General features: G+C 43.6%; 28 protein-coding genes, 1 pseudogene and 1 other annotated feature. Of the genes and pseudogenes, 3 read left to right on the top strand and 26 right to left on the bottom strand.

Annotation, left to right across the window (positions count from 1 at the left end; genetic code table 11):
• Positions 1-6: 6 nt before the first annotated feature.
• From GKZ87_15170 to GKZ87_15185, 4 genes are all read right to left on the bottom strand, one after another.
• Positions 7-609, bottom strand: coding sequence for a methyltransferase domain-containing protein (locus tag GKZ87_15170; GenBank protein QSI26727.1), 603 nt, complete (start codon positions 607-609; stop codon positions 7-9).
• 1 nt (position 610) lies between these two features.
• Positions 611-970, bottom strand: coding sequence for a metalloregulator ArsR/SmtB family transcription factor (locus GKZ87_15175; protein QSI26728.1), 360 nt, complete (start codon positions 968-970; stop codon positions 611-613).
• A 517-nt stretch (positions 971-1487) separates the two neighbouring features.
• Complete coding sequence (locus tag GKZ87_15180) at positions 1488-2639, bottom strand: glycerate kinase (GenBank protein ID QSI26729.1); 1152 nt, start codon at positions 2637-2639, stop codon at positions 1488-1490.
• A complete protein-coding gene (locus tag GKZ87_15185; protein QSI26730.1) occupies positions 2640-3986 on the bottom strand; it encodes an amino acid carrier protein in 1347 nt (448 codons plus the stop codon).
• A gap of 111 nt (positions 3987-4097) precedes the next feature.
• Here GKZ87_15185 and GKZ87_15190 point away from each other — a divergent pair, with 111 nt between their 5' ends.
• On the top strand, positions 4098-4631 hold the full coding sequence (locus GKZ87_15190; GenBank protein ID QSI26731.1) for a DJ-1 family protein: 534 nt from the start codon (positions 4098-4100) through the stop codon (positions 4629-4631).
• A 298-nt stretch (positions 4632-4929) separates the two neighbouring features.
• Here GKZ87_15190 and GKZ87_15195 read toward each other — a convergent pair whose 3' ends face one another.
• The 6 genes and pseudogenes from GKZ87_15195 to GKZ87_15220 form a co-directional block, all read right to left on the bottom strand.
• Positions 4930-5379 (bottom strand): DUF4624 domain-containing lipoprotein, encoded by a 450-nt coding sequence (locus GKZ87_15195; GenBank protein QSI26732.1) that lies wholly within the window; start codon positions 5377-5379, stop codon positions 4930-4932.
• Positions 5380-5427: 48 nt separating this feature from the next.
• Entirely contained in the window at positions 5428-6051 is a 624-nt protein-coding gene (locus GKZ87_15200) for a chloramphenicol acetyltransferase (protein ID QSI26733.1), read from the bottom strand.
• Between the two features lie 68 nt (positions 6052-6119).
• The gene (locus GKZ87_15205) at positions 6120-6821 is read right to left on the bottom strand and encodes a hypothetical protein (protein ID QSI26734.1); all 702 of its coding nucleotides are present in this window, start codon (positions 6819-6821) and stop codon (positions 6120-6122) included.
• A 92-nt stretch (positions 6822-6913) separates the two neighbouring features.
• On the bottom strand, positions 6914-7387 hold the full coding sequence (locus GKZ87_15210; GenBank protein ID QSI26735.1) for a GNAT family N-acetyltransferase: 474 nt from the start codon (positions 7385-7387) through the stop codon (positions 6914-6916).
• Positions 7388-7396: 9 nt separating this feature from the next.
• Positions 7397-7825, bottom strand: a pseudogene (locus GKZ87_15215) (hypothetical protein).
• A gap of 179 nt (positions 7826-8004) precedes the next feature.
• A complete protein-coding gene (locus GKZ87_15220; protein ID QSI26736.1) occupies positions 8005-8892 on the bottom strand; it encodes a GNAT family N-acetyltransferase in 888 nt (295 codons plus the stop codon).
• A gap of 225 nt (positions 8893-9117) precedes the next feature.
• Between GKZ87_15220 and GKZ87_15225 the strand changes: the two genes are divergently transcribed.
• Positions 9118-10062 carry a magnesium transporter CorA family protein gene (locus GKZ87_15225; GenBank protein ID QSI26737.1) on the top strand — a complete coding sequence of 315 codons (945 nt, stop codon included), beginning with the start codon at positions 9118-9120 and terminating at the stop codon, positions 10060-10062.
• Between the two features lie 410 nt (positions 10063-10472).
• Here GKZ87_15225 and GKZ87_15230 read toward each other — a convergent pair whose 3' ends face one another.
• The 4 genes from GKZ87_15230 to GKZ87_15245 all read right to left on the bottom strand — a co-directional run bounded on the left by GKZ87_15230 (position 10473) and on the right by GKZ87_15245 (position 14547).
• Positions 10473-11351, bottom strand: a complete 879-nt coding sequence (locus GKZ87_15230; protein ID QSI26738.1) for a helix-turn-helix domain-containing protein — start codon at positions 11349-11351, stop codon at positions 10473-10475.
• A gap of 198 nt (positions 11352-11549) precedes the next feature.
• Positions 11550-12173, bottom strand: coding sequence for a DUF308 domain-containing protein (locus tag GKZ87_15235; GenBank protein ID QSI26739.1), 624 nt, complete (start codon positions 12171-12173; stop codon positions 11550-11552).
• 175 nt (positions 12174-12348) lie between these two features.
• Entirely contained in the window at positions 12349-13386 is a 1038-nt protein-coding gene (locus tag GKZ87_15240) for a putative sulfate exporter family transporter (protein ID QSI26740.1), read from the bottom strand.
• A 300-nt stretch (positions 13387-13686) separates the two neighbouring features.
• Positions 13687-14547 carry a helix-turn-helix domain-containing protein gene (locus GKZ87_15245; protein QSI26741.1) on the bottom strand — a complete coding sequence of 287 codons (861 nt, stop codon included), beginning with the start codon at positions 14545-14547 and terminating at the stop codon, positions 13687-13689.
• A gap of 547 nt (positions 14548-15094) precedes the next feature.
• Between GKZ87_15245 and GKZ87_15250 the strand changes: the two genes are divergently transcribed.
• Positions 15095-15301 carry a hypothetical protein gene (locus GKZ87_15250; protein ID QSI26742.1) on the top strand — a complete coding sequence of 69 codons (207 nt, stop codon included), beginning with the start codon at positions 15095-15097 and terminating at the stop codon, positions 15299-15301.
• 478 nt (positions 15302-15779) lie between these two features.
• On the opposite strand, the gene GKZ87_15255 is transcribed toward GKZ87_15250, so the two are convergent.
• The 12 genes from GKZ87_15255 to hisZ form a co-directional block, all read right to left on the bottom strand.
• Positions 15780-16379, bottom strand: coding sequence for a tyrosyl-tRNA synthetase (locus tag GKZ87_15255; GenBank protein QSI27985.1), 600 nt, complete (start codon positions 16377-16379; stop codon positions 15780-15782).
• A 106-nt stretch (positions 16380-16485) separates the two neighbouring features.
• Positions 16486-16731, bottom strand: coding sequence for a hypothetical protein (locus tag GKZ87_15260; protein ID QSI26743.1), 246 nt, complete (start codon positions 16729-16731; stop codon positions 16486-16488).
• A gap of 529 nt (positions 16732-17260) precedes the next feature.
• A complete protein-coding gene (hisE, locus tag GKZ87_15265) occupies positions 17261-17584 on the bottom strand; it encodes a phosphoribosyl-ATP diphosphatase (protein ID QSI26744.1) in 324 nt (107 codons plus the stop codon).
• Entirely contained in the window at positions 17581-17907 is a 327-nt protein-coding gene (gene hisI / locus GKZ87_15270) for a phosphoribosyl-AMP cyclohydrolase (protein QSI26745.1), read from the bottom strand. Before hisI ends, hisE begins: the two co-directional genes overlap by 4 nt.
• Complete coding sequence (gene hisF, locus GKZ87_15275; GenBank protein QSI26746.1) at positions 17904-18665, bottom strand: imidazole glycerol phosphate synthase subunit HisF; 762 nt, start codon at positions 18663-18665, stop codon at positions 17904-17906. Before hisF ends, hisI begins: the two co-directional genes overlap by 4 nt.
• A 4-nt stretch (positions 18666-18669) precedes the next feature.
• Entirely contained in the window at positions 18670-19386 is a 717-nt protein-coding gene (hisA, locus tag GKZ87_15280; protein ID QSI26747.1) for a 1-(5-phosphoribosyl)-5-[(5-phosphoribosylamino)methylideneamino]imidazole-4-carboxamide isomerase, read from the bottom strand.
• Positions 19383-20030 (bottom strand): imidazole glycerol phosphate synthase subunit HisH, encoded by a 648-nt coding sequence (hisH, locus tag GKZ87_15285; GenBank protein ID QSI26748.1) that lies wholly within the window; start codon positions 20028-20030, stop codon positions 19383-19385. The genes hisA and hisH overlap by 4 nt, the downstream gene beginning before the upstream one ends.
• 1 nt (position 20031) lies before the next feature.
• The gene (hisB, locus tag GKZ87_15290; protein ID QSI26749.1) at positions 20032-20628 is read right to left on the bottom strand and encodes an imidazoleglycerol-phosphate dehydratase HisB; all 597 of its coding nucleotides are present in this window, start codon (positions 20626-20628) and stop codon (positions 20032-20034) included.
• Positions 20625-21659, bottom strand: a complete 1035-nt coding sequence (gene hisC, locus GKZ87_15295) for a histidinol-phosphate transaminase (GenBank protein QSI26750.1) — start codon at positions 21657-21659, stop codon at positions 20625-20627. Before hisC ends, hisB begins: the two co-directional genes overlap by 4 nt.
• Entirely contained in the window at positions 21656-22939 is a 1284-nt protein-coding gene (gene hisD, locus GKZ87_15300) for a histidinol dehydrogenase (protein QSI26751.1), read from the bottom strand. The genes hisC and hisD overlap by 4 nt, the downstream gene beginning before the upstream one ends.
• Positions 22933-23565 (bottom strand): ATP phosphoribosyltransferase, encoded by a 633-nt coding sequence (locus GKZ87_15305; GenBank protein QSI26752.1) that lies wholly within the window; start codon positions 23563-23565, stop codon positions 22933-22935. The genes hisD and GKZ87_15305 overlap by 7 nt, the downstream gene beginning before the upstream one ends.
• Positions 23562-24686, bottom strand: a complete 1125-nt coding sequence (gene hisZ, locus GKZ87_15310) for an ATP phosphoribosyltransferase regulatory subunit (protein ID QSI26753.1) — start codon at positions 24684-24686, stop codon at positions 23562-23564. Before hisZ ends, GKZ87_15305 begins: the two co-directional genes overlap by 4 nt.
• Before the next feature lie 44 nt (positions 24687-24730).
• Positions 24731-24968: a binding site (T-box leader), on the bottom strand.
• Positions 24969-24981 lie beyond the last annotated feature (13 nt).

A 24981-nucleotide genomic window follows, 5' to 3' on the forward strand; every position in this document is an offset into this window, starting at 1 on the left:
TTCCAATTACAAACGTTTTGCATATATGCAATATGCCTTATTTTCCTTTACAACAGCAACTCGCACGCACATAAAGCCATTGCGTTTTAAAGCAGTACAAATTTCTTCCAGCTCATATAACTGAAATCCATGCGCTGCTAAGGGAAGGCGTCCCATCCATTTCTTGTCATAACATGCCAGCACCAGCGTTCCCTGCGGCTTGAGAACACGCGCAATTTCCTGCAGGCCCTCATGCAATGTATGCCAGAAATAGATCGTATTGATACTGTAAATACAGTCCATGCAGGAAGCATCGTATGGTAACTGCTCAGCAGTTCCTCTCTGCAGGTGTACATATCCCTTTTGCGTAGCCCAAAGCAGCTTTCTTTTCACAATAGACAAACAGCTTTCACTGATTTCCGTACCATACAGATTACGATATCCCTTCTGCAGCAGACGTTTCAGCATTCTGCCGTTTCCAAACCCGATATCCAGAATATGTCCCTGCGGTGGAATTAGAGTCATAACACAGTGATACTGCGCACGATTTATAACATTCATGGCCAAGGTGGCGCAGCGCCCGCCAAAGCCGTTTGGCTTATGAAACTGCGATGCCAGATAGGAAAGCATCTCAGTCCTCCATAATATGGGATAAGCCGGCATCATATATGAGCTGTATGTGCTCATCATCCAGTGAATAATATATATTCTTCCCGCTTCTGCGATATTTTATTAGACGATTCTGCCGCAGCACGCTAAGCTGATGAGAAACTGCAGAATGTGTCATTTCCAGCAGCTCTGATAAGTCGCATACACAAAGCTCTTCCTGAAACAACGCACTCAGTATTTTCAAACGCGTTGGATCGGAAAACATTTTAAAGAGTGTTCCCAGGATTTGAAACTGTTCCTGCGTCAGCATCGTATCCTTAATTCTGGCTACCGCAGCCGGATGTACCTCCGTAATTTCACATTCCATTACTTCCTTTGTCATAGCCTGTTCCTCGCTTTCTCAAACATATGAACATCTGTTCATATGTATTATATGTGATATTTTATCATTTGTAAACAAAAAATTGCTTTTTTTCTTCCTATATCACCTGCTGTATATAAAAAGTCAGTATAATATCTGACAGCCATAGGCTACGCCTAACCATTTATAGCCGCCTTTTCCAAGAAGCCTGTAACCATTTCATGAACAGGAAACGAAAAGGAAGGACGAATCCTTCCTGCTTTCATCCCTTTACACTTTCTATGTAAAAGATATATAAATCGTCAAAAGCCATGCAAATAGTAGAAAGCTATAAAATGATATAAAACACACAAGTAAGAGAAACTATAAAAATACTGAAATACAGGCAGTAGAAGCCTGCACAGATAGTAAAACACTATACAAATGATAGAAACGATAATAATAGAAAGCTGTACAAGTAATAGAAAGCTATACAAGTAATAGAAAGCTATATTATATAAGGTATAAAGTTCTACAAATAAAAGAAAAGAACAGATGCTCATCTGTTCCCGTTTATCCGATTCATATAATACATGACAGTTTTCATAACACCGTACGTGGCTGCTGTCAGCTTTTCAGGAGCATTTTCCAATGCCTGTTGGAATGTCATGGCCCGATCGGCAATGCTGTAAATACCGATAAAGCCCAGATCATACAATTCCTGATAGCCAATTCCCAAAGCACCGCTGATACAGATACACGGCTTATTATGACGCTCTGCGACCTTCAGAATACCTACCGGCACCTTACCAAACATCGTCTGGCGATCACTTTGTCCCTCTCCTGTTATCACCAGATCACAATCCCTTACCTGCTCCTCCATATCGCTAAACGACAGCAGCAGTTCAATACCGGGAATCATTCTTGCCTGCAAAATACCAATCAGAACAGCACCGATTCCTCCGGCTGCACCGCCCCCCTCAAATGAATCGATATCCACCTTCAGATACCGCCGTACCTGGTTGCGGAAATTTTCCATACCCAAATCAATTTTGCGTATCTGATTCGGAAAAAAGCCCTTCTGCTTACCAAACACAAAGGTAGCCCCATTCTCCCCAAGTAAATGATTTTTTACATCGCAGGCGGCAATCAGCTCAATTCCCTCCAACCTGTTTAAACGGTTAAAATCAATATAGCGCACCTTATCCAGATTCATCGCCTGTGGGGAAAGATACTTATGGGAGCTGTCATAAAAGCGGCATCCCAGAGCCTGCAGCAGTCCCATACCGCCATCATTGGTGGCACTTCCGCCTAGACCTATGATAATTTTCTGACACCCGTTCGCCACAGCATCCAGCATAACGGTTCCCACACCAAAGCTGCTGCCAAAAAAGGGTGCCCGCTTTTCACGTTCATGCATATTCAGTCCTATGATATTCGCAACCTCAATAACAGCGGTTTTGCCATCATCAATGATCGTATACTCGCTCATGATTTTCTTTCCATAAGCATCCGTGGTACTTACCGGCTGTTTCTTTCCCTGACAGGTTTCATGAAATGCCTCTACTGTCCCTTCCCCGCCGTCACCAATGACATAGGACTTTGTAATTACGGCATCATCCACCTGCCGGATTCCTTCCTCAATACGTCTGGCAACCTCTCTTGACGTCATACAGCCTTTGTAAGAATCACAGGCAATTACAACCTTCATCTAATCACTCCCATGTTCTTCCATATACTCTTTCGTTAATTTTACCACAACTCGGCATAAAATTACCAGAGAAATCAGGTTCGGTATCGCCATGAGCCCGTTCAGCGTATCCGCAACATCCCATACAAAGGTAAGCTGCAGCTGCGCTCCGAACACAAGCAGAACCAGAAATATGATCTGATATATATATAGCATCAGCTTTCCCTTAAACAGATATCGTAGACATTCGCGTGCATAATAATACCAGCCTAGAATCGATGGTATGGCAAAGGCAACGATGGAGCAGGAGAAAATAATACCGCCAAGACTTCCAAAGCCGGAGGTAAAGCAGGCAACTGTTAAGGCCACGCCCTCCATGCCGCTGTCCAGCAATCCGCTTGTCAGAATCATCAGTCCGGTAATCGTACAGACAACGATGGTATCAAAAAATACCTCAAAAATCCCCCAGAAGCCCTGTTCAATCGCATTGGCATGTGATACGGAGGCATGGGATATCGGAGAGCTTCCCATACCGGCCTCATTGGAAAATACACCGCGGGAAATTCCAAAATGCATTGCCCGGCTGATGGCAAAGCCCCCAAGACCGCCGATCCCCGCCATTGGCCGCATGGCATCCTCCCATACAAGCTGTAAGGCATGGGGAAGCTGATCCGCATGAAGAAAAATCAGATACAGACAGGCTGCGATATAGAGAACAGAAATCACGGGAATCGTAATTTCATTAAAACGCATGATGAGATTGCCCTTACCGAATATGATCCATGCGATGAATGCGGTCATTATGACACCAAGTATCCAGGTAGGGATAGAAATATAGGAAGTGATCGTATGTGCAATGGTATTTGCGGGCGTTACATTTCCAATTCCAAAGGATGCAAAGATACATAGCACAGCAAACAGGATACCGAGAAAGCCCATATGACAGCCATTCTCCAGGGTGGTCATCGGCCCGCCGATATACGTGCCGTCCGGATGTTTGCTGCGATAGTGAATCGCAAGTACAACCTCTGCGTATTTGGTCATCATACCGAATACGGCACTGACACACATCCAGAGCAATGCCCCGGGACCGCCCATCGTTAATGCTGTTGTGACACCGACGACGCTGCCAACCCCCAGGGTTCCCGCAAGCGCTGTTGCGACAGCCTGAAACGGCGTTACCCCGTCCCCCGCTGCATTTCTTCCCAGAGAACCAAGGGTTTTCCGCATAATTAGTTTTGCATGGGTAAATGGCAGAAATTTCGTACGTATCATAAGCCAGAATCCGGTAAACAATAAAAAAAAGATCATGTATTTTCCCCATACGATCCCATTGATCTGTTCATTCATCAGCATCAGCTTATCCATAATCTCACACTCCTGTTATACTATATTCTTATAGCGCTATAAAAAGAATGAAATCGAAGGAAGTGATCTGGAAAAGGTGGTATAATGGTGTCGTTAAGGAGGTAATACGATATGAAGGTTATGTGTATACTTACAGACGGTTTTGAGGAGCTGGAAGCAGTCGGCACCATTGCCCTGCTTAGAAGAGCAGACATCTGCATAGATGTTTTCGCCATAGATCATACCTCAGCGATCGGACGTTTTGATATCACCATGAGCAGCCTGCAGGAGCTAACGGATGCGGATCCGGCAGCCTATGATATGCTCTTTCTGCCGGGTGGCCCGCATTATCAAAAGCTGGAGTCCAGCGAACAGGTGCTTACGATATTGAAAGCATTTATGGAGCAGGGAAAGCTGGTCAGTGCGATTTGTGCCGCTCCGACCATTCTTGGAAGACAGGGATATTTAAAAGGAAAACGCTATACCTGCTTTACAAGCATGAATGAGGATTTCGGAGGAACGTATGTGGATCAATATACGGTAAGCGATGGTAATATCATCACCGGAAGAAGTGCTGCGGCAGTGATCGATTTTGCGTTTGCTATCATCGAAAAGCTGGAAGGGCATGAAAAGGCACAGGAGGTCAAGGCTTCCATTTATTATTAGCCTTCCCAGTTGCCTGCGATTTTGGCTATGAAAAAGGAGACAGCGGATTTTGGGTTCTACTCACTTTAAGGTATAAGAGAGGATATGAGATACAAAAGGATGGATAACCATTGATTCTTTTGTATTTCACGATTCCCATATACCCAGAGTCGAGAAAGAGCCGGATTTTGCGCAGTCTCTTTTTTGTTTGGATACCATATGAAATACCGTAAGGAACGTCTTTATCAGAAAACCTGCTATAGAAAATATTATAGATAAAAAGCACAGGCATACCTTATGGATGGCATTCCCTGTGCAATCAGGCAGGCCGTTCTCTTTCCTGCACCAGGGTACTGTCAAAGCTCAGATCCAGCAATGCACGCTCAATCCTTGTTCCTGTCATACATACAACATACTCATCTCCTGCTTTCAGATTTTTCAGTGAAAGAGAGAAATCTTCTGCCATAACCTTTCCCTTATATTCCCTGTTCCATAAAACGTCCTTTGTTTTATTGTTTTTCACTTCAACCTTCACATGTTCCCCATCCAGTGTAATCGTCCCTTCCGCCATCAAGGCATCCAGATCTTCTGTCACGATAAATAGCTTTTCGTTAACAAAGGGATCTGTATCATCATAAGCCTTATTTAATTCCAGCTTTATCGTTATGGAAGCTGCTTCTGCTTCCGAGGAATCCGCGTGATAATCCCTACACGCAGTCAAAGCAGTGATACTGATCAATATCAGAAGTTGCAGTACAGTTTTTTTCATATCGTTTTCTCCATCATGCTGTTTTTTCAAATCGTATACCGAAGCTGTTTATTTTAACGCGTGTATTTCCTTTTGTAAATTAGCCAAAAATCTGCCCGCATGGGCGCCATCCATCTGGGTATGATGAAATTGAAAGGAAAGTGTTATATAATACCGAAACCATTTCTTTTTATATTTTCCCCAAATGAGAAACGGGTTATTAAAAATACCACTGTTCATCCCCACGGCACCGTCAATTTCCGTATCTATGATAGCAGACGTTCCAATGACCATGCATTCATTAGACAAATCTCTATCCTGACAGCGTTCTGCGACCTGCGTGGTATACTCTTCATACTGCTTTTGGAATGCCTCTAAATCCTCCATATATAATAAATCACAGGAATTGACCTCCCCCTGTTTATTTTTTACAATCGTATTAACCGCAAGCGTATCATATTGCATCAGCTTATCACCAACAGGAAGTATATAAAATTCTTTGATACTCACAGCAGCCTTTCCGATACAATAATCCAGCAGCATATGAAGCTTCCTGCCTTTTTTTCTACTGATTTTTATCAGATTTGTCACATCCAAGGTCTTAAAAAAGGTTACCATTGGATTTGGTGCATTCAGCCAAAGCTCATAAGCCATTGCTCTTGTTGTGTCTTCCGGTTGCATTTCTTTTACCATTGCATCCTCCACCTCCTGCTTCTCTGCTTCACTTCTTCATGCTCACTTATAACTGCTTTTACTATTTCCTACAAAGCCTTATGTACCATTTTTCTTTTCTCTATCGTATTCCAATCCCTGTGCTCACACCAGTACACTGTATTTTCCGCAACATCGAACACCATGGATACCACCGTAGGACATATGGTCTGTGAGGTCTTTTTCAATATTTCAAAGCAGTCTGAAATATCAAAATCCGCATGCTTGTTTTCCAGCATTTCTACAGCCGTGAGATACCTGTCCCATCCCATCCATGGGTGCTGTTCTGTATTTCCTTTGAAGGGAGAGAAATTTGTTAAAACCGAAAATTCCGGCTTTGTCAGATAGCGTATCCCTTGTCCAGGAACGATTTGTAAAACATTTCCTGCTTTGTCTGATAGCTGTACCTGAAATGTGACGCCCGGAACACTGCAGACAGGCTCCTTCTCAGCGATCTCTTTGATTTCATCCAATGTTTTTTTACAAAGGAGTAAATCCATATCCAGCATAAGGAGATTGTTACGTTCTGCATTCCCCGGATTGCTTCTTTCATCGAATGGCCAGCATGTCGGCATCGCCACAAAATCTCCTCTGGCATTTGCGCCAAAAAGCGGCAGCCAGCCTTCTTTTTCATCCATAATCGCTATATAAACCTTATCATCTTCTGCTACAACCTGATATTCCATATCCAGAAGATCAAGATTCCAGCCGATAATTGTTTTCTTTCCATTTGAAACAATACTTGTACACATTTTATTTTCCTCCTTTGTTTTTTTTATATTTAACTACCTCTTAAACAGCTCATGAAACGCCGGTTCTTCTCTGAATTTATACAGTACTTTTTTCAAAACCGGTAGAGCATGATATATTCTTCCTCATTTTCATCAATAATCTCAAATCCAATTTGTTTATACATATGTACAGCATAATTTGCCTTTTGTACGGAGAGTGATGTCTGCTTATACCCGCGAGCTTTAAGAACACGGAGCATTTCTTTCATTAAAGCAGTACCTATTCCCAAGCCCCTATAAGCTTTATACAGGGCAATCGCAAGGGAAGGAGTCTCGTTGTCGATATGTCCATAATCATCCATCATACGTACCCAAACCGCTCCGACTGCCTTTTTTTCAACCTCAGCCACCAATCCTATGTCATCCTTTTTCTTCCCGAAGTCGGATATGTATATCTGCAATTCCGGCTGCTTGATTATTGATTTTGGTGGGGCAGATATTCCTGCCGGTACAAAAACAGCCTCATACAAAAAAGCTTCAAGTATATGCTCCTCTCCTATTGTTATTGCTCTGATTTCATAATTCATAACTTCCTCCTACAGTATCCAGATAAGCTGGAAGCCTACAAAGCAGCTTAAACACCATGTGACGTTGTTTGTAATCAGTTTTGCGAGCAGTACTTCATCATAAGGAAAATAAATTGCATTTTTCTTTGAAGTGAATCCATCCAACGCAGATGCAAATTCTCTGATTGCTCCAATTCCAACATTGAAATGAATGTGTTTTTTACATGCAGAAAAGGAGATAGAATTTCCTTCTTTTTCATAATATGGCATACTCCATAAAATGCGTTCATGTATTGATGGAACACTCTTTTGCAGGATTATCATCATTTCTTTTAAACGAAGATGAGTTTCCAATGGCTGCGAGGCTATGTATTCTAACACTGTTTCAGGTGCTGTTCCGCAATAATGTCCCTGATTTGTTCATTTGAACGTTCTTCCACATATGGGACAAGCCCACATATGTGTTTCCTTCATAGCTTCTCTGTAAATAAGAGTATCACTCCACAACACAGAGAAACTATTTTGAATCAGGTAACGCTTCTTTTACATCCTGACTTCATGCTTTTAGCACTCCTGCCTTTCATATCTGAATTGCCTTCTGAAAATTTCTATGCTTAAAGCTTACAGGCAAGGAACCACTATGCTGGTTTTCCTATATACTTTACCATAAGCTGGCATGGATTCCACGCATCCCACAACGGCAGAACCTCCAGCGGGCAAAAGCCTGCCTTTTCATAAAATGCATAGGTTTTCAAATAAGAGGAATCCTTAGCATCCGGTGACAGCGTTTTAACATGGAGATAAGAGAATGCCCTTTGTATAGCAAGCTGTTCTGCCATTTTCATCAGCACGGTACCGATTCCCATATGATGCAGCTGCGGCAAAAGCCCCATAACATAAACCTCTAATGCCTGTGGGCTTGTCTGCTTCAGAGATAGAAAGCCTACCATTTGATTTCCCAAAAAGCAACAGATGCTATCCATGCGCATACTATCCTGCACATATTCTTCCAATGCTTCCGGCAATCCAAACCATTCCGGAAGCTGCTGCAAGATAAAACGCGTACTGTTCGCATCACAGTCATAGCCTGTCTCATAGCGTAAGCTGCTTTGTACAGCCCTTCGTAAAAGCTGCGGCTGAATATTCGGGTACGTCCATGCAATAGGGAATGTCCGATAGCATTTCACCTCTGCGATTTCACTTTCCGGTATTTTTGCTGCGGCTGCTGCACATGTCATATACAGCATTCCATAGCACTCCTCCCCGGTCTCATTCACTCTTGTTCTGCCCTCAACAGAATATACACAAATACGCTTTAGCTCTTCCTTTCTAATTCCTGTTTCCTCATACAGCTCTCTATGGGCACACGCATCAATGCTCTCCCCTTCTTCTCGATGACCGCCAGGCAGCTCCCACGTATCACGCATACGATGTCTGACAAACAGCCAGCCTTCCAGACTCCAGACAGCTATGACTGCAAATTTCAGCTTTTCGTCAGCTACAGAGTCATAAAAACGTACCTTCATAACATATCCATCTCCTCAATTACCTCTATTGTATCATAAATCTGTAAAATTTCTGTTTTTTCCTTTATCCTGGCTCTTTCACGATACCATTTTTATGGTATAATAGCTAAGTTGAGAAAGAAGGTGTTTGTATGTCTCCTGAGCCCGAAAGTCCATGTCGAAGTAGTATAAAGTATAATACAGGAGGCGTATATTCATCCCTCCTGTAAGAAGGAGGTCTTTTTTATGTTGGAATTTTACAAGACATATGGAACTGTCACAAAAAAACTGGAACAGCCGGAGGCAGGCTGCTGGATCAGCGCCGTTGCCCCTACACAGGAGGATATCGATTTTCTGACAAACAAAATCGGTGTTCTGCCAGAATTTATCAAATCCTCTCTGGATGAGGAAGAAAGCTCTCATATCGATTACGATGATGATGAAAATCAGACACTGGTCATCGTCGATTATCCAAGTGCAGAGGAAGATGATAACCTGGATGAAAACACACTGCTGTATACAACGCTGCCTCTTGGTGTGGTTATCATGAAGGGCTATGTCATTACCATTTCCCTGTATGAGAATCTCAGTATTGAGGATATGGCAAACGGTAGAATCAAGGGTATGAATACAGATATGAAGACCCGTTTTCTATTATTGCTGCTGCTGCGCATTTCACAGCGCTTCCTGATTTATCTGCGCCAGATTGACCGTATTTCGTCACGTACAGAACAGCGTCTTCATCAGTCGATGAAAAACAAAGAGTTGATTCAGATGCTGGGTCTGGAGAAATCTCTGGTGTATTTCAGCACCTCTTTGAAAACCGATGAGGTTACCTTAAACAAAATCATGCGCGGTAAACTGATTAAGCTGTATGAGGAGGATCAGGATATTCTGGAGGATGTGCTGATTGAAATTCACCAGGCGATTGAGATGTGTAATATTTATTCCAATATCTTATCCGGAACTATGGATGCATTCGCTTCCGTAATTTCCAATAATCTGAATATCGTCATGAAGATTCTGACCGTGATCACAATCGTTATGGCAATACCGAATATTATTTTCAGCTTCTATGGTATGAATGTTACCGGATTACCCGGCCCTGTATGGTGGGTGCCGACACTGATTGCCATTGTTGCCTGTGTTGTCGCAACGCTGATTTTCAAGAAAAAGGATATGTTTCACTAACCGTGCACTTTATCGAAGGAAGAGATTTCAAAATCTATTGCATATAGCAATGGATGCGAAAGTCTCTTTTTTTTCATTTGAATGAGCAAGAGCCACAAACAGAGCGGTATATGCTCTTTAGTATTAGCAGCTTACACATAATACACCTGATATAAAAGCTACTACAGTAAGATGGATTTTTCAGATAAACATAGCCTATATATTTTCATGCAGTCAGCTTTTAGTAGTGCATTTGCTTTGGCATGGTAACCAGAAGATCGTCACTTCACTGCCTGCCAATCATATTTAATCCATTACAGGGGACAGATGCCTGGATACACACTCCATCGCATCCGCTATCGCCTATACAAGGCAGAATCCGTACGCTATTGTTGAAAGAAAAAGACCTGTTTTACCAGGTCAACGATATTTCAGAGCTTAGCTCCTGCTTTCTTTTTCACAGGAATCCATACCTCACTTCTGTAATCAGCTGCAGTGGTATCCATGTGCGGCGTATAGCATTCTAAATTCATATTCTCCGCGATTTCATATTCCTGATTTCCCGGCAGCCACTCTGAGAAAATTTTTGTATTAACAGTCTGTAAAGAAACCGGTAATGGGCCGATGCTTGTAAATTTAGCCCAGGTAAGCTCAGGAATCGTCACAACCTCCATACCGTCCGGAATGTCACCTCCAAAATAACTGCCCGCTATCATATACGTGAAGCTGTCCTTCTTCTGCTCGTTTTCCATACAGATTCCGTATTGACCAAAGTTCTCGATAACCGACAGCGTATGTCCGTTTTTACAGTGCTGCTCCATAAGCTCCTTCCAGAACATTGGAATATCCTGATATCCACGATCATATTGGAATTGCCTTTTTACACCAATCACCTGAAAGCTTTTTAAACGTTCTACCATGTAATCCATATTATATCCTCCTTGTATGGTAATTCTGATATGCAGAGGCAGAAATGGAGCGACACGTTCAGCATGTTCACGCATTTGATTCGGTGTATATCCATGAAAGCGGTAAAAAGCTTTTGTGAAGCTTTCCGGCGTCTGATAGCCGTACTTATATGCCAGATCAATTATTTTTATATTGCTGTCAACAGCCTCCATTGCGGCCAGATACAGCCTGCGATTCCGTACATATTCCATGAGACTACAGCCTGTCAAAATCTGAAATCCACGCTGCAGGTAAAATGGAGACACATGTACTGCCTCAGCGATATTCTCCGGATGAAGCTCGTCAAGCAGATGCTGCTCCATATACGTGATTGCCTGCTGCAGGCATGTCATCCAATCCATAGCTTCCACCTCCTGTACACAGTATACTGTTTTTACGGCTGTACTGCCTGTCATTTTCTGCTTTGCTTTGTCGTATTGCTTCTATCTATGATTCCATATGATATGTATTACACAGCATATGCCAAAGCGTACCATCCGGTATCCAATCACCGCAGAGCTTACCCACACTGTATAAAAAAGCGATGCTTCCACCGCTCTTTAGTCTACCATATTGTCTTTTCCGTCGATCACCTCATGTACCGCTGCTTCCTGACTAGATAAATCAAGAATCTGTTCACTATGTCTTCCATAGCGTCTGGCAACACCGCGATAATACAGAATCGTATAAAAATTGGCAATCGCATCCAGAATCAGCAGGAAGCTGAACAGATTATGCAATGTCTTTTCTTCAAAAGAAACAAGAATAAGAACCATTCCCATAACAAGCGGTACAATAGCAAGTACCAGGTGAATTTTCCACTGTGCATCCTGTAAACGAAACAGATTCATGGAATATTGCAGACGCAGTGTCGCATCCAGCACAACCAGTCCGGAGATAACGATAGGATAATTATCCACAATCAGATACGGCTTTGTGGCAACGATCAGTCCTGCAATACAATATAAAACACCAAAGGAAAAGCTGAATTCATTTGGCTTCATATATTCCTTTTTAAAGAAATACACCAAAATCTGAAACAATCCTGCCAGTATGATAGCAATACCTGCTATCTGGAAGAAATTCAGAAATTTTTCCTTTTCAATCGTATAGGAAAGGATAGAAAATATCAGATAAAAAATGGAAAGAATCAGAAGCTTCCAGTTTTCAATTTTCAAATTCATACAACAGCCTCCTCATATATCTGTTTCTATCATATCATATTTCCCTGCAATTATCCGCAAGAACTTCAATTGTTTTTTACAAGCCTGATCGTGCAGATTGTAATTAGAAATCACTCTGTCCAGGCATCTTCTGCTTTCAAAATAGCAGGCGATAGATTTCACTTTTTTTATCTGTCTACCAGATTCCAAGCAGCTTTTGCATGAGCAGCGATACCGCAGTAATTCCAAGCCAGCAGCAAAATCCCATAAATATCGGCTTTCCTCCATTTTTTACAAGCTTTACGATATCCGTATGCAGTCCGATGGCCCCCATTGCCATAATAATAAAGAACTTACTCAGCTCCTTAAACGGTAGAAAGACCTCGGCTGATATATGAAATACATTCGTAGAAACACTTGTAATGATGGATGCCAATAAAAAATATAAAATAAATACCGGAAATATTTTTCTCCATTCCAGCTTTTTCCCTTCCAGCTTTTCCTCCTGCTCCTCTTTCCGCATTCTCTGAAATGCCAGAAACAGCGTGATGGGAATGATGGCAAGGGTTCGCGTCAGCTTGACGGTAACTGCCTTATCCAGTGTGGCAGAGCCTGTTTGATACATACTGTCCCAGGTGGATGCAGTCGCTGTAACAGAGGACGTATCATTTACAGCCGTACCGGCAAATACCCCAAAGCCCTCACTTCCATGAAAGTGCAGGATGGTTCCCAGCCATGGAAACAGGATAGCGGCCAGGATATTAAACAGAAAGATAACAGAGATCGCCTGTGCCACCTCCTCATCATCCGCCTCAATGACCGGTGCAGTCGCAGCGATAGCCGAGCCTCCGCAAATCGAGGAGCCGACACCGACCAGAGTGGAAATATTTGTCGGTATGTGAAGACCACGTTTTAATACATAGGCAATCACAAGGGATGTCGTAATCGTTGCCAGAATGATCGGAAGCGACTGCTTTCCAGTTTCCGCAATCACAGATAAATCCAAACCGAATCCCAGTAAAATCACTGCATATTGCAATATTTTTTTTGAGGTGAAGGCGATACCCGCCTGCAGACTTTGTTGTTCCTTTACGCGCAATGCCAAAAGCATCCCAATGAGAATAGCAAACACCGGCCCTCCGATAATAGGAAACCACTGCCCCAGCAGCAATCCTGCAATTCCAATCCCAAAGCATAACAGCAGTCCTTTTCCCTTTTCTTTTATAAATATCATACAATTCTCCTTTTCATAGATTATTTACTGTCCAGCTTTACTTTGCGAGTCAGCCATGTCAGTATACGACACCTTTTCCAATAAATGAAATTATAAATATTTATGTCTGCATAACGCTTTGTTATCCTGCGATGCCACCATCTTAAAAAAAGAGAAAAGCACACACCCTTATCATGCGCCTACTCTCTTGAATGCGGTAAAAAAGAAACCTCCAAATCATTACTATATGTAACAGATATGGAGGCTCTTATTTTTCAATCTCCTTACGCAAAGACGATTTCTTTATCAAAATACACGTATTTATGCTTTTAAAAGAGGAATGCAATATGCAATCTCTGCGATTCCCTGATCATTTTCTGCATGATACTTCACGATATCCATACAGCAATCCTGGCGCAGTCTGTATGCACTCTGCGGCAGCCAGTTATGATAGATATCCTGTGCATATGGTTCCATAGAAGCCTTCGGATCTGCATAAAACGTAAATACCAGATAGCTTCCTTTTGGCAATATCATATGTGTCAGCTTTTTATTGTGCACCTGTGAAACCGCAAAGCCTGCAAAGTATTGAAACGCTGGCTGATTCGCTTCTGTATCAAAGTCAGTATAATCATTCACACCATACACGACACAAGCATCATCACACAGGCTATACTTCCTCATAGCACGGTTGCATTGACGATGACACCTTCCAATGACATGAAACCCGTGCTTAGTATTTGCACTGTATCCCTCAAGCAGTAGCTCTTCCCATTGCTGCACCTCAATTTTCATTTCTCTTTGATTCACAAACGGTTTCAGTTTAAGCTCCAGCGGCTTTTGCAGCTCATAGGCGATTCCTTTTTTGCGAAAGGCTGCCGGACTTGTCCGATAGAGCTGTACAAATGCCTTATGAAAGGAGCGCTGTGACAGGTATCCGCATGCATATGCAATCTCTGCAATATCCTGCTTACTGTTCACCAGCAGCAAAGCCCCTCTGGATATTTGTCTGCGTCGCACATAGGCATGCAGCGGCATATCACACATTCCGGTAAACAATTTATGTATATGATATGGGGAATATCCGCTATAGGCTGCGACATCCTGTAATGTCACATGATCCTGCAGGTGTTCCTCAATGTAATTTAATACAGCGATAATCAGCTCTCCATTCGTTTCCATACGTATCTCCAATCCTCATATGAACGTACCAGGCAATACCCTCCTGCTACTCATACCATCCTTACAGCTATAGTATAACAGAACATACGTATATCTTATATTCATCATTCTTGGCATTATTATCCGACGTGATTACCATTTCAAGCTCAAATTTATATGGCAATGCGTCCTGTAATGTGTTCATACATTGCGCACCATAAAACTGGCTTACGTTTATGAAAAAGCTGACCTTCCATAGAAAAACAGCTGGCCTCTACCAAAATTTTACAGTACAAGAAATGCTGTGGCATACCTGTCACAGAACATTGGTGCTGCCAATGCGAATGCCACTGCTGTACATACTGCCTTATTCTTTTTCATTACCGTTTCCTCCATGTTTTATGCTTCTCCACTTGCCTCTGTCACATATGCAGTTACATTGAAAAGTGACATCGCCATATACACTGCCAGCATCACTCTCAGCTTCTTCATGGCTTATACACTACCTACGATCACATTACACAATGAGGGATCTTATACAAGGATACTTTTACTGTCAGTGTCTACGATGAAGCTGACGGAAGATAAGAACGTGCTTGCATCATTGAACTATGTGCATAAGGAAACAGCCGCATTCACCTTGAAGACAGTGCTGATCACAGAACTTGCGAAGGATAAAGACAGAGGAGAGTACAAGGGAGTGATGACGTATACTGTGAAGTATGGAAAGGAAGACAAGGAACATCAGGCATACTTTAAGAATTTTCCCATTTGAATATCGTATTTCATTTTGAGATTTTTTTAGCAAACTTCATACAATCAATTCCTTTCTGCTATGGGCACTTAAAATAATCATTATAAAATCTCAATCATTTACGTATGTATACAATTCAAGATATGTAAGGATAAAAGTTCGTAAAAGACTTTTATAGAAATCCCCTAAAAATAAAACAGGACATACACGAATGTATGTCTTGGGTTTCCTATTTATCTTTCAATAAGACTTTTATAGAAATCCCCTAAAAATAAAACAGGACATACACGAATGTATGTCTTGGGTTTCCTATTTATCTTTCAATTTCATTAAAGTCTATCTGTTCGTTGAATTCAATACATAATCATATAAATCAGTATTACTATAGGATATGAAATCATAAAAAAGTTCAAATGCCTTTCATCTTTCAGCAATAAGAAACTGCCTTATAGATTGTGATAACCTATAAAGCAGCTTTTAAAATAATGTTAAGATCTAATTATTCATCCTTTTCCATTGCTTTTTGTTTTAAATCACTAAGTGTATTGCAGGTAAACAGCTGTTCTGATATCGAAATGAGCTGTTCTGATGTAAGCATCTTTAACCATTCTGTGGCATCCTCATGATATTTTTTCTCAATCTGACGTTTCAGAAGCAACCGTTCTCCTTGCTCAAGGCCCTCTTTATAGCTGTCATTTAGACCATTGCGATAGCGTGCTTCTCCCATCTGAATCGCCATCGCCGTTGACCAAAGCTTATCATTTTTCTGCATTTCCTTGTATTTTTCCACTTGGTGCCCTGTGGGTATGAACACTTTCACCAGCCTTTCCTTCGTTTTTAGTATAGCATCATTTTCATTATTTTCAAATAGGTACCCAGAGGGCAGAACCAAGCATAACTGCTCAAAGTCATTCAACTTCAAAATTCCCTGCTTTCTTACCAGCTCATTAATCACCGGCAGATGTATGTAGCTGCGTTTTATCAGTGCCTTTTTATTCTCCACCTCTCCCTTTTCGGTACGCATCTGGTAGTGATTCATCAGATTTTGATTATTCCATGGATATTCATCAATGAAAATTATCTGATGTACAGGCTTCAACAGCTCATACTTCTCCCCACTGTTTAACTGATCATTCAGCGCTCTTGCCCCATAAAATTCAAAGCGCTTCAATTCTGTTTCTGAAAACGTAGTCTGCATACCTTTGTTAGCGAATCCGTAACCCACCGTTTTCATCCTTTACGTGGACATCCAAAATAATCTTTTTCTTTCCGATGGTCTTCGGATCCAGGTTAGGATTCATAACCGTACTTTCCTTAACCCGTATCCCAGTCACACGTTCGATAATGGTGTTGCGTGCAAAGATGGAGCCTTCATCCTCACGAGAGAGGGTGTACTTGAAGAACAAATCATTGCGGTAATTCAATACATCTTCTGGTTGTTTTCTTGTCATTTGACATTTCCTCGTTTCTGCAAGGTTATTCCTTACACTCTTATATACGATAGGAAATGTTGTAATTCCTAAAAAAAGTTTATTTTTTTCTATTTTTTAATCAAAAAAAGCATTTGCGTTATAATATCTACTAAGATAAATCAGATGCACAGACCTCTATCATGATGACATTTATACCGATAGGAAATAGACTTGTTTGCAAAATCATAATCTGTAATACGTGATTTACAGGGCAGATCACATTTCTTACAATAGGAAGCAAATAGATATATTTTAAATGTGAAGAAAAAATATATCAATGAAATGCAAAAACTGCGGATAAGATGAAGATGTACCTTTATGGGTACTGGATGAAATAAATGAGTTTAGCGATGTTAATCTGTATCAAATGATCTGTTCCGAATGGGATGATATTATGTAAAAAAAATTGTCTATGCACTGAATTACTTAATTCAACATTTTTATAATACCCTTTTTCTAATCGCCGCATCGAAATTCTTATTATACGAAAAAAAGCCGATTTCTCGGCCTACAGATGCTCAATCGGTTTTCGCTCTGCCTTCAGATTGTGCGTTTTCTGAGCACGTCGCTTCAGCTCGGCATTGACATCCTCCATAGAGATGCCCTTCTCTACCATCAGCACGGTCAGATGATACAGCAGATCACCGATTTCATTGATCTGATCCTCTCTGGTCTGTATCAGAGAGGCAATCACAACCTCGGTACACTCCTCACCGACCTTTTTTAAAATCTTCTCCAGCCCCTTTTCAAATAAATAGGTGGTATAGCTGCCTTCCTCTTTATGCGCCTTGCGATCCTTTATCGTTTCATATAATGCATCTAGCTCGTTCATACTTCCTCTCCCTCCATATTTCGGTAAAAGCAACTCGTGTGTCCTGTATGGCAGGCAGCACCGACCTGCTCCACCAGTAACAGAATCGTATCCTCATCACAATCAATACGAATATCCTTCACATACTGATAATGCCCGCTGGTTTCTCCCTTGATCCACAGCTCCTGACGGCTTCTGCTGTAATAGGTCGCACGTCCGGTATCCATCGTCATGCGCAGACTTTCCGAATTCATATACGCAAGCATGAGGACAGCATGCGTATGCACATCCTGTACAATGACAGGAACAAGTCCGTTTCCTTTATCAAAATTCACCTGTATCATATACGTACCGCGATTCCTTTCTCCTTCAGATAGCGCTTTACCTGTGGAATGGTAACCTCCTTATAATGGAACATGCTTGCCGCTAGTGCCGCATCGCTGGCATCCTGTTCAAATACCTGCGCAAAATGCTCCAGAGCTCCGCAGCCTCCCGATGCAATCACCGGTACATCCACCAAATCATGCACAGCCTTGCACAGCTCGATATCAAAGCCCTGCTTTGTACCATCCGCGTCCATGCTGGTAAGCAGAATCTCTCCTGCCCCAAGGCGTACACCTTCCACTACCCACTCCAGCAAATCCATACCGGTATCCTCACGTCCTCCGGCCACAAATACATTCCATCCGCTGCCATCCTCACGGCGTTTTCCATCGACTGCCAATACGATACACTGGTTGCCGAACATTTCTGCCCCCTGCCGGATCAGCTCCTTATTTCTAACCGCCGCAGAATTTAGAGATACCTTGTCCGCTCCTGCCAGCAGCATTTTTCGAATATCCTCCACACTACGGATACCGCCGCCAACCGTAAACGGAATAAAGATTTCACGGGCTACCCGCTCCACCACCTGTACCATGGTATCCCGCTGTTCATGCGTTGCCGTGATATCCAGAAATACCAGCTCATCAGCTCCCTGCTCATAATAGGCTCTTGCCAGATCAACCGGATCACCGACTTCCTTCAACCCGACAAAATTGATTCCCTTAACAACCTTGCCGTCTTTTACATCCAGGCATGGGATGATGCGCTTTGTATGCATATGATTACTCCTTACAAAGCGCAATCGCCTGGGACAGAGACAATGTTTCGGCATACATTGCCTTGCCGGTGATCGCACCGTAAATATCCAGCTCCTTTAATGCGCGGATATGGGATATATCCTTAATACCGCCGGAAGCGATAATATTGATGGATACTGTTTTCTTCAGCTCCGCCAGCATCTCCGTATTCGGCCCTCTCATCGTTCCGTCTCTGGAAATATCCGTCACGATGATGGTCTTTACTCCGACAGCCTCCATCTGAATCGCAAAGTCGATATACTGTACTTCGCTTTCCTGCAGCCAGCCATGACCACAAACCATACCGTTTTTACAATCAATGCCAACGGCGATTTTTTCTTTATACATTGAAACCGCCTCCCGCAGGAAATCCGGATTCTCTATGGCTGCTGTGCCTAAAATAACACGGCTGATGCCCTGCTCCAGATAAAACCGCACATCCTCCATGCTGCGGATACCGCCGCCAACCTCTACCGGTATGGACAGACTCTGCGCTGTTTTCACAATGCTGTCCTGATTGATTTTCTTTCCCTCTTTGGCACCGTTGAGATCGACCATATGCACATATTCCGCCCCCTGCTGTTCAAAGGCTCTGGCAATATCCGCAATGCTGTCACCCACACATTCCTTTTGCTCATAATCTCCCTGGTACAGCCGTACCGGCTGCTGATCCAGGATGTCGATTGCCGGTAAAATTATCATACAAATTCCTCCTTGAACCACCGCAGAAGCTGCAGTCCGTCCTCACCGCTTTTTTCAGGATGAAACTGCGCCCCGACCACATTGTCCCTTCGTACAAGCCCCGGTATGCGCATCCTCCCATACCCGCTGTCTGCCAGCAAATCCCGTTCATCATAATTCTGCGCATAATAGGAATGCACATAATACACAAAGGGACGCTCACTCAGCCGTTCAAATACAGGGGAGGGCTGACAGGGCTCCAACAGGTTCCATCCAATATGCGGAATGCGGACATGCTTTTCCGTTTGAATTTCAGAAGCTGGCACAAGCGTGTCCTTCATCTTTACAATATTGCCCTTTAAAAAGCCCAGGCCCTTTGTATAACCATTTTCTTCGCTATCCTCAAACAATGCCTGCATACCCAGACATATACCTAAAAGCGGCTTATGCTTCTGCATAACCTCAATCTGAAGCACCTCTACAAGACCGCGCTCCTGCAGGTTTTTCATACAGTCCGCAAAGGCGCCGACACCTGGCAGAATGAGCTGATCCGCACGCTCTATATCTTCCCGTTTATCAGAAACACAGCAGGTACAGCCGATATGGCGCAGGGCATTTTCCACACTGTGCAGATTTCCCATCCCGTAATCTATAATCGTTATCATATTACAGCGTTCCCTTCGTACTCGGCAGCGCATCCCCGCTAACGGCAATCGCTGCCTTTAATGCGCGTCCAAGCGCCTTAAAGATGGCCTCCGCCTTATGATGATCATTGGTTCCATAGGGTACGTTCACATGCAGCGTAATGCCTGCCTGAAAGGCAAAGGCACGCAAGAATTCCTCTACCATCTCACAGGAGAAGGAACCAATCGTATCACGCTTCAGCTCACAGTTATACACCAGAAAGCTGCGTCCGCTGATATCCAGTACTACCTGTGCAAGTGCCTCATCCATCGGTAACAGCATACTTCCATAGCGCCCAATTCCTCTTTTATCCTGCAGCGCCTCCTTTAAACAGGCTCCCATCAGGATGCCGCAGTCCTCCACGGTATGATGATCGCATACCTCCAGATCGCCCTGTGCAGAAAGTGTCAGATTGATTCCGGAATGAAAGGAAAACAGGGTCAGCATATGATCAAAGAATCCGATTCCGGTATGGATATCGCTTGTACCGTCTCCATCCAGATTCATATAGCAGCTGATTTTTGTTTCCTTTGTATCCCGGTTCTGCTCTGCGCATCTGCTTGTCGCATTACTTTTCATACCACACACACCTTTCTGTCAAATTCCTGCAGCACGGATAAGACGATTGCATTTTCACCAGGGGAACCAACGGTTATGCGGAAGCTGTCCTTTCCTTCATAATCACGTATGACGATGCCTTCCTTATGCAATGCCTCCAACAGCTGCTGCTTCTGTTTGCTTCTTCCATATAAATAATTTGCCTGGCTTGGATAAAAGGTTACGTTTTTCAGCTGCTTCAGCTTATGATACAGCATATCCCGCTCCAGCTGTACCTCCTCCACAAGCAGCTCATATTCTGCCGCATGCTGCAGGATGATAACTCCAGCCTTCTGGGTAAGACAGCTGATATTATAGGGTACCATATACGGACGCAGAGCAGCGATATTGCCGGGATTGCTGATAAGAAAGCCCAGTCGTGCACCGGCAAAGCCGAATGCCTTGGACAGGGTTCTGGTCACATACAGATTCGGATAGGTGTCCAGATACTCCAGCATGCTTTCCTTTGCGAATTCCCCATAGGCCTCATCAATGATTACCGGAATACGCGGAAATGCCTCCACGATTCTGCACACATCCGCATTGCTCACAAAATGTCCGGTAGGATTGTTCGGATTGGAAAACAGCACCATATCCACATGATATTCTCTGCCAAATTCAATGAAATCCGCAATACTGAAGGCTCCATCCTTTTCACATGGAAATTTCACTACCTCGCTCTCGTGCATGGATGCGTAATAGTCATACATGGAAAAGTCCGGTGATAGGGTAAGTAATTTCTTACCTTTTCCCAGGAAATAGCCGATCATAAGCCCCAGCATTTCATCGCTTCCATTCCCCGCCAAAAGCCGGTCGGCAGACAGCTTTTTGACCTTGGCATACGCCTCGATCAGCTCCGTGCTGGCTTCATCCGGATAGCGGTTCATCGCCAGATCACCGATTGCGGCCGCAAGCTCCTTTACGATCTCCCCACTTATATTTTTATAACACTCATTTGCATTCAGCATGATGCTGCCATTCACACGGGCTGCATAGCTTTCAATATTTTTCATGACTTCAGCCTCACTTTCACAGCATTGGCATGTGCCTGCAGCTCTTCCTGCTCCGCCATTTCTATGATATTGGCACCATATGCCTGCAATGCTTCTTCTGTATAATGCAGATAGCTGCTCTTTTTAATAAAGCTGTCCACACTCAAAGCGCTGGAGAACCGCGCTGTTCCGCTTGTTGGCAAAACATGATTACAGCCGCCGAAATAATCTCCGACACTCTCACATGTATGATAGCCAAGGAACACACTACCAGCATGGCGTACCATACCAAGATAGTCCATTGGTGCAGCCACCATGAGCTCCAGATGCTCCGGTGCAACCGCATTGGATACTGCCAGACAGGACTCCATGCTCTCACACAAAATTGCAGTTCCATATGCACGCAGAGATTGTTCCACTATTTCCTTTTTCGGCAGGGCATCCGTCTGTTTACGAAGCTCCTGTTCCACCCTGTCGATCAGGGTTTCACTTGTAGTCACAAGAATCGCACTGGCCATCGGGTCATGCTCTGCTTGTGATAACAGGTCCGCTGCCACGCTTTCTGCCGGTGCATGTTCATCCGCAATCACCAGAATCTCACTCGGCCCGGCAATCATATCAATATCCACCTTGCCAAACACCAGCTTTTTCGCTGCCGCTACAAACACATTCCCCGGTCCGACAATTTTATCCACCGGCGCAATGCTTTCTGTACCATATGCCAGTGCCGCAATTCCCTGTGCACCGCCAACCTTATATATTTCATCTACTCCCGCAATTATTGCCGCTGCAGCAATATTGGGATGCAAGCTGCCGTCCTGTGCAGGCGGAGTTATCATAACGATCCGCTTCACCCCTGCAATACGGGCAGGAATTGCATTCATCAGCACGCTGCTTGGATACTGTGCCCGTCCTCCGGGTACATAAATCCCCACACTGTCCAGTGGAAGCACGCGCTGTCCTAGGTAGATTCCCATTTCCTTCTGCAGCAGATAGCCGTTTTGCTTCTGTGCAGTATGATAATATTCGATATTCGCTTTTGCCTTTTTCATGCTTTCCACAAAGAAGGGCTCCGCCTTCGCTGCCGCTGCCTCGATATCACATGGGGAAACACGGAAATCATCCAGCTCTATACCGTCAAACTGACGGGTATATGCCTTTACCGCTTCATCCCTGCGTGCTTTAACATCCTGCAGGATGGCACTGACCTTAGCGATGATTTCAGTGTCGATATCCTCTGTTCTGCTTTCCAGATACGTCTGCAGCTGTGCCGTATCCGATGCCTTCATTCGTCTCAGCATGTTTCCAATCCTTTCTTCATATCCTCCAGAATCGCTAATATTTCCGTTCGCTTCAGCTTGAAGCTCGCTTTATTCACGATCACTCTCGCACTGATATCACAGACCGTATCAAATACCACGAGTCCGTTTTCCTTTAGAGTCGTTCCAGTTTCCATAATGTCCACAATACCATCGCATAAGCCCAGAATCGGTGCCAGCTCCACAGACCCGTCGATTTTAATACACTCCACATCCATCCCCTTTTCCAGGAAATACTGCTTTGCAATGTTAGGATACTTGGTTCCGATTTTTACATGTCCTACCTTATCAAACAGATTATGCTGTGCTAATCCGGCAACGATGAATTTGCACTTCCCAATGCCCAGATCCAGCATTTCATAATAATCCTTACCACCCTCCATCAGGGTATCCTTTCCGACAACTCCGATATCCGCAACCCCGTGCTGTACATAGGTGATGCAGTCATTGGCTTTCACAAGGAAATAACGGATATCCTTCTGGGAATCCTGAAAAACTAGAGCACGTCCCTTATCCTTGAGGCTCTCAATTCCATAGCCCCGCTCTTCCAGCAGCTTAACAGTTGCCTTTTCCAGACGCCCCTTTGTCAATGCAACGGATATACTCATGCGACGTTCTCCCCTTTCACGATAATATCGTCATAATCTCCACACAGCAGTTCAACCCGTGTGCTTTTTCTCAGCTCCTTTGCCTGGCGCAGAGCCTCCACCTTTTTCTCATATGGATAGCACAGCGTCAGTGTTGCCTCCTGCTGCTTTAAATGCAATACCGGTAACACAGCATCCAGCTTGACGGAAAACCCGATAGCAGGAAGTGCTTCTCCGAATTTTTCTAAAAGAGAATCATAGCGTCCCCCGCTTAACACACTGGTTCCGATTCCCTCTACAAAGCCTTCAAACAGAATACCGCTGTAATAATTCAAGTGCGGCAGCTTACCCAGATCGAAGGTGATACGGTCTCCATAGCCCAGTGCAGACAGTTGCTCATACAGCAGCTGCAGATTTTCCACGATTGCCTTCAGACGTGCGTCAAAGCAGAAGCCAAGTGCTTCCTGCAGCATATCCGCACTTCCACACAGCCATGGCAGTTGCAGGAAAAACTGTTTATCCACAGCATCCAGCCGCAAGGTTTCCAGATACTCCTTCAGCTCCGTGAGGCTCTTACGGTCAATCAGATCCGCCAATATCTGCGTTTCATCCTTTGTTAGTCCCAACAGCTCCACTGCCGTATGGAAAAAATTCACATTGCCGATTTCCAGTGTAAATGATGCCTGCTTCATACATTCCATAACCTCCAGCGCACAGACGAGAATTTCCAAATCACTCTGCTTCTCACCCAGCCCCAGCAATTCAATGCCACAGTCGGTTACCTCATTGCGCTTCCCCGCAAAGGATTCCTTTACCTTATATACATTGGCACAGTAACGGAAACGAAGCGGCGGCTTCTGGTCTTTAAACTTCGTTGCCGCCACACGGGCAATCGGTACGGTCATATCCATACGCAGTGTCAGAATACCACCGTTATGGTCGAAAAATTTATACATCTGTTCGTCATGAATCTGTTCAAAGCCTGTCTGATAGGTCTGATAAAATTCAATGCTCGGTGTTACGATTTCTTTATAGCCGTAGCTGTCAAATACCTGTTCAATAGCATCCTGTAATCGTTTCTTTGCAGTACATTCTCCCAAAATCAGATCCCGCGTACCCTCGGGTATGGCAAATTTCTTCATACACTGTATCCTCCCTTATACTCTTATACAAAAAAAGCTTCCATCCAAAGGACGAAAGTTACCTTACGTGATTCCACCTTATTTTATTGATACCTCACGATATCAATCTCTTCGAGTACCATCATACTCTAGCACGGTAACGGATGCAGGATACCGGCAAAAGCTACTGAATTCACCTTTGCTGCTCAGGGATGTGTTCCGAATACTTCGCATATCTTCTTGCACCGGCCGAAGACTCTCTGTCATGTCCATATACCTACTATTTCCCGTCAACGCATTTCATATATGTCTATAG

Source organism: Erysipelotrichaceae bacterium 66202529, from assembly GCA_017161075.1.
Lineage (GTDB): Bacteria > Bacillota_I > Bacilli_A > Erysipelotrichales > Erysipelotrichaceae > Clostridium_AQ.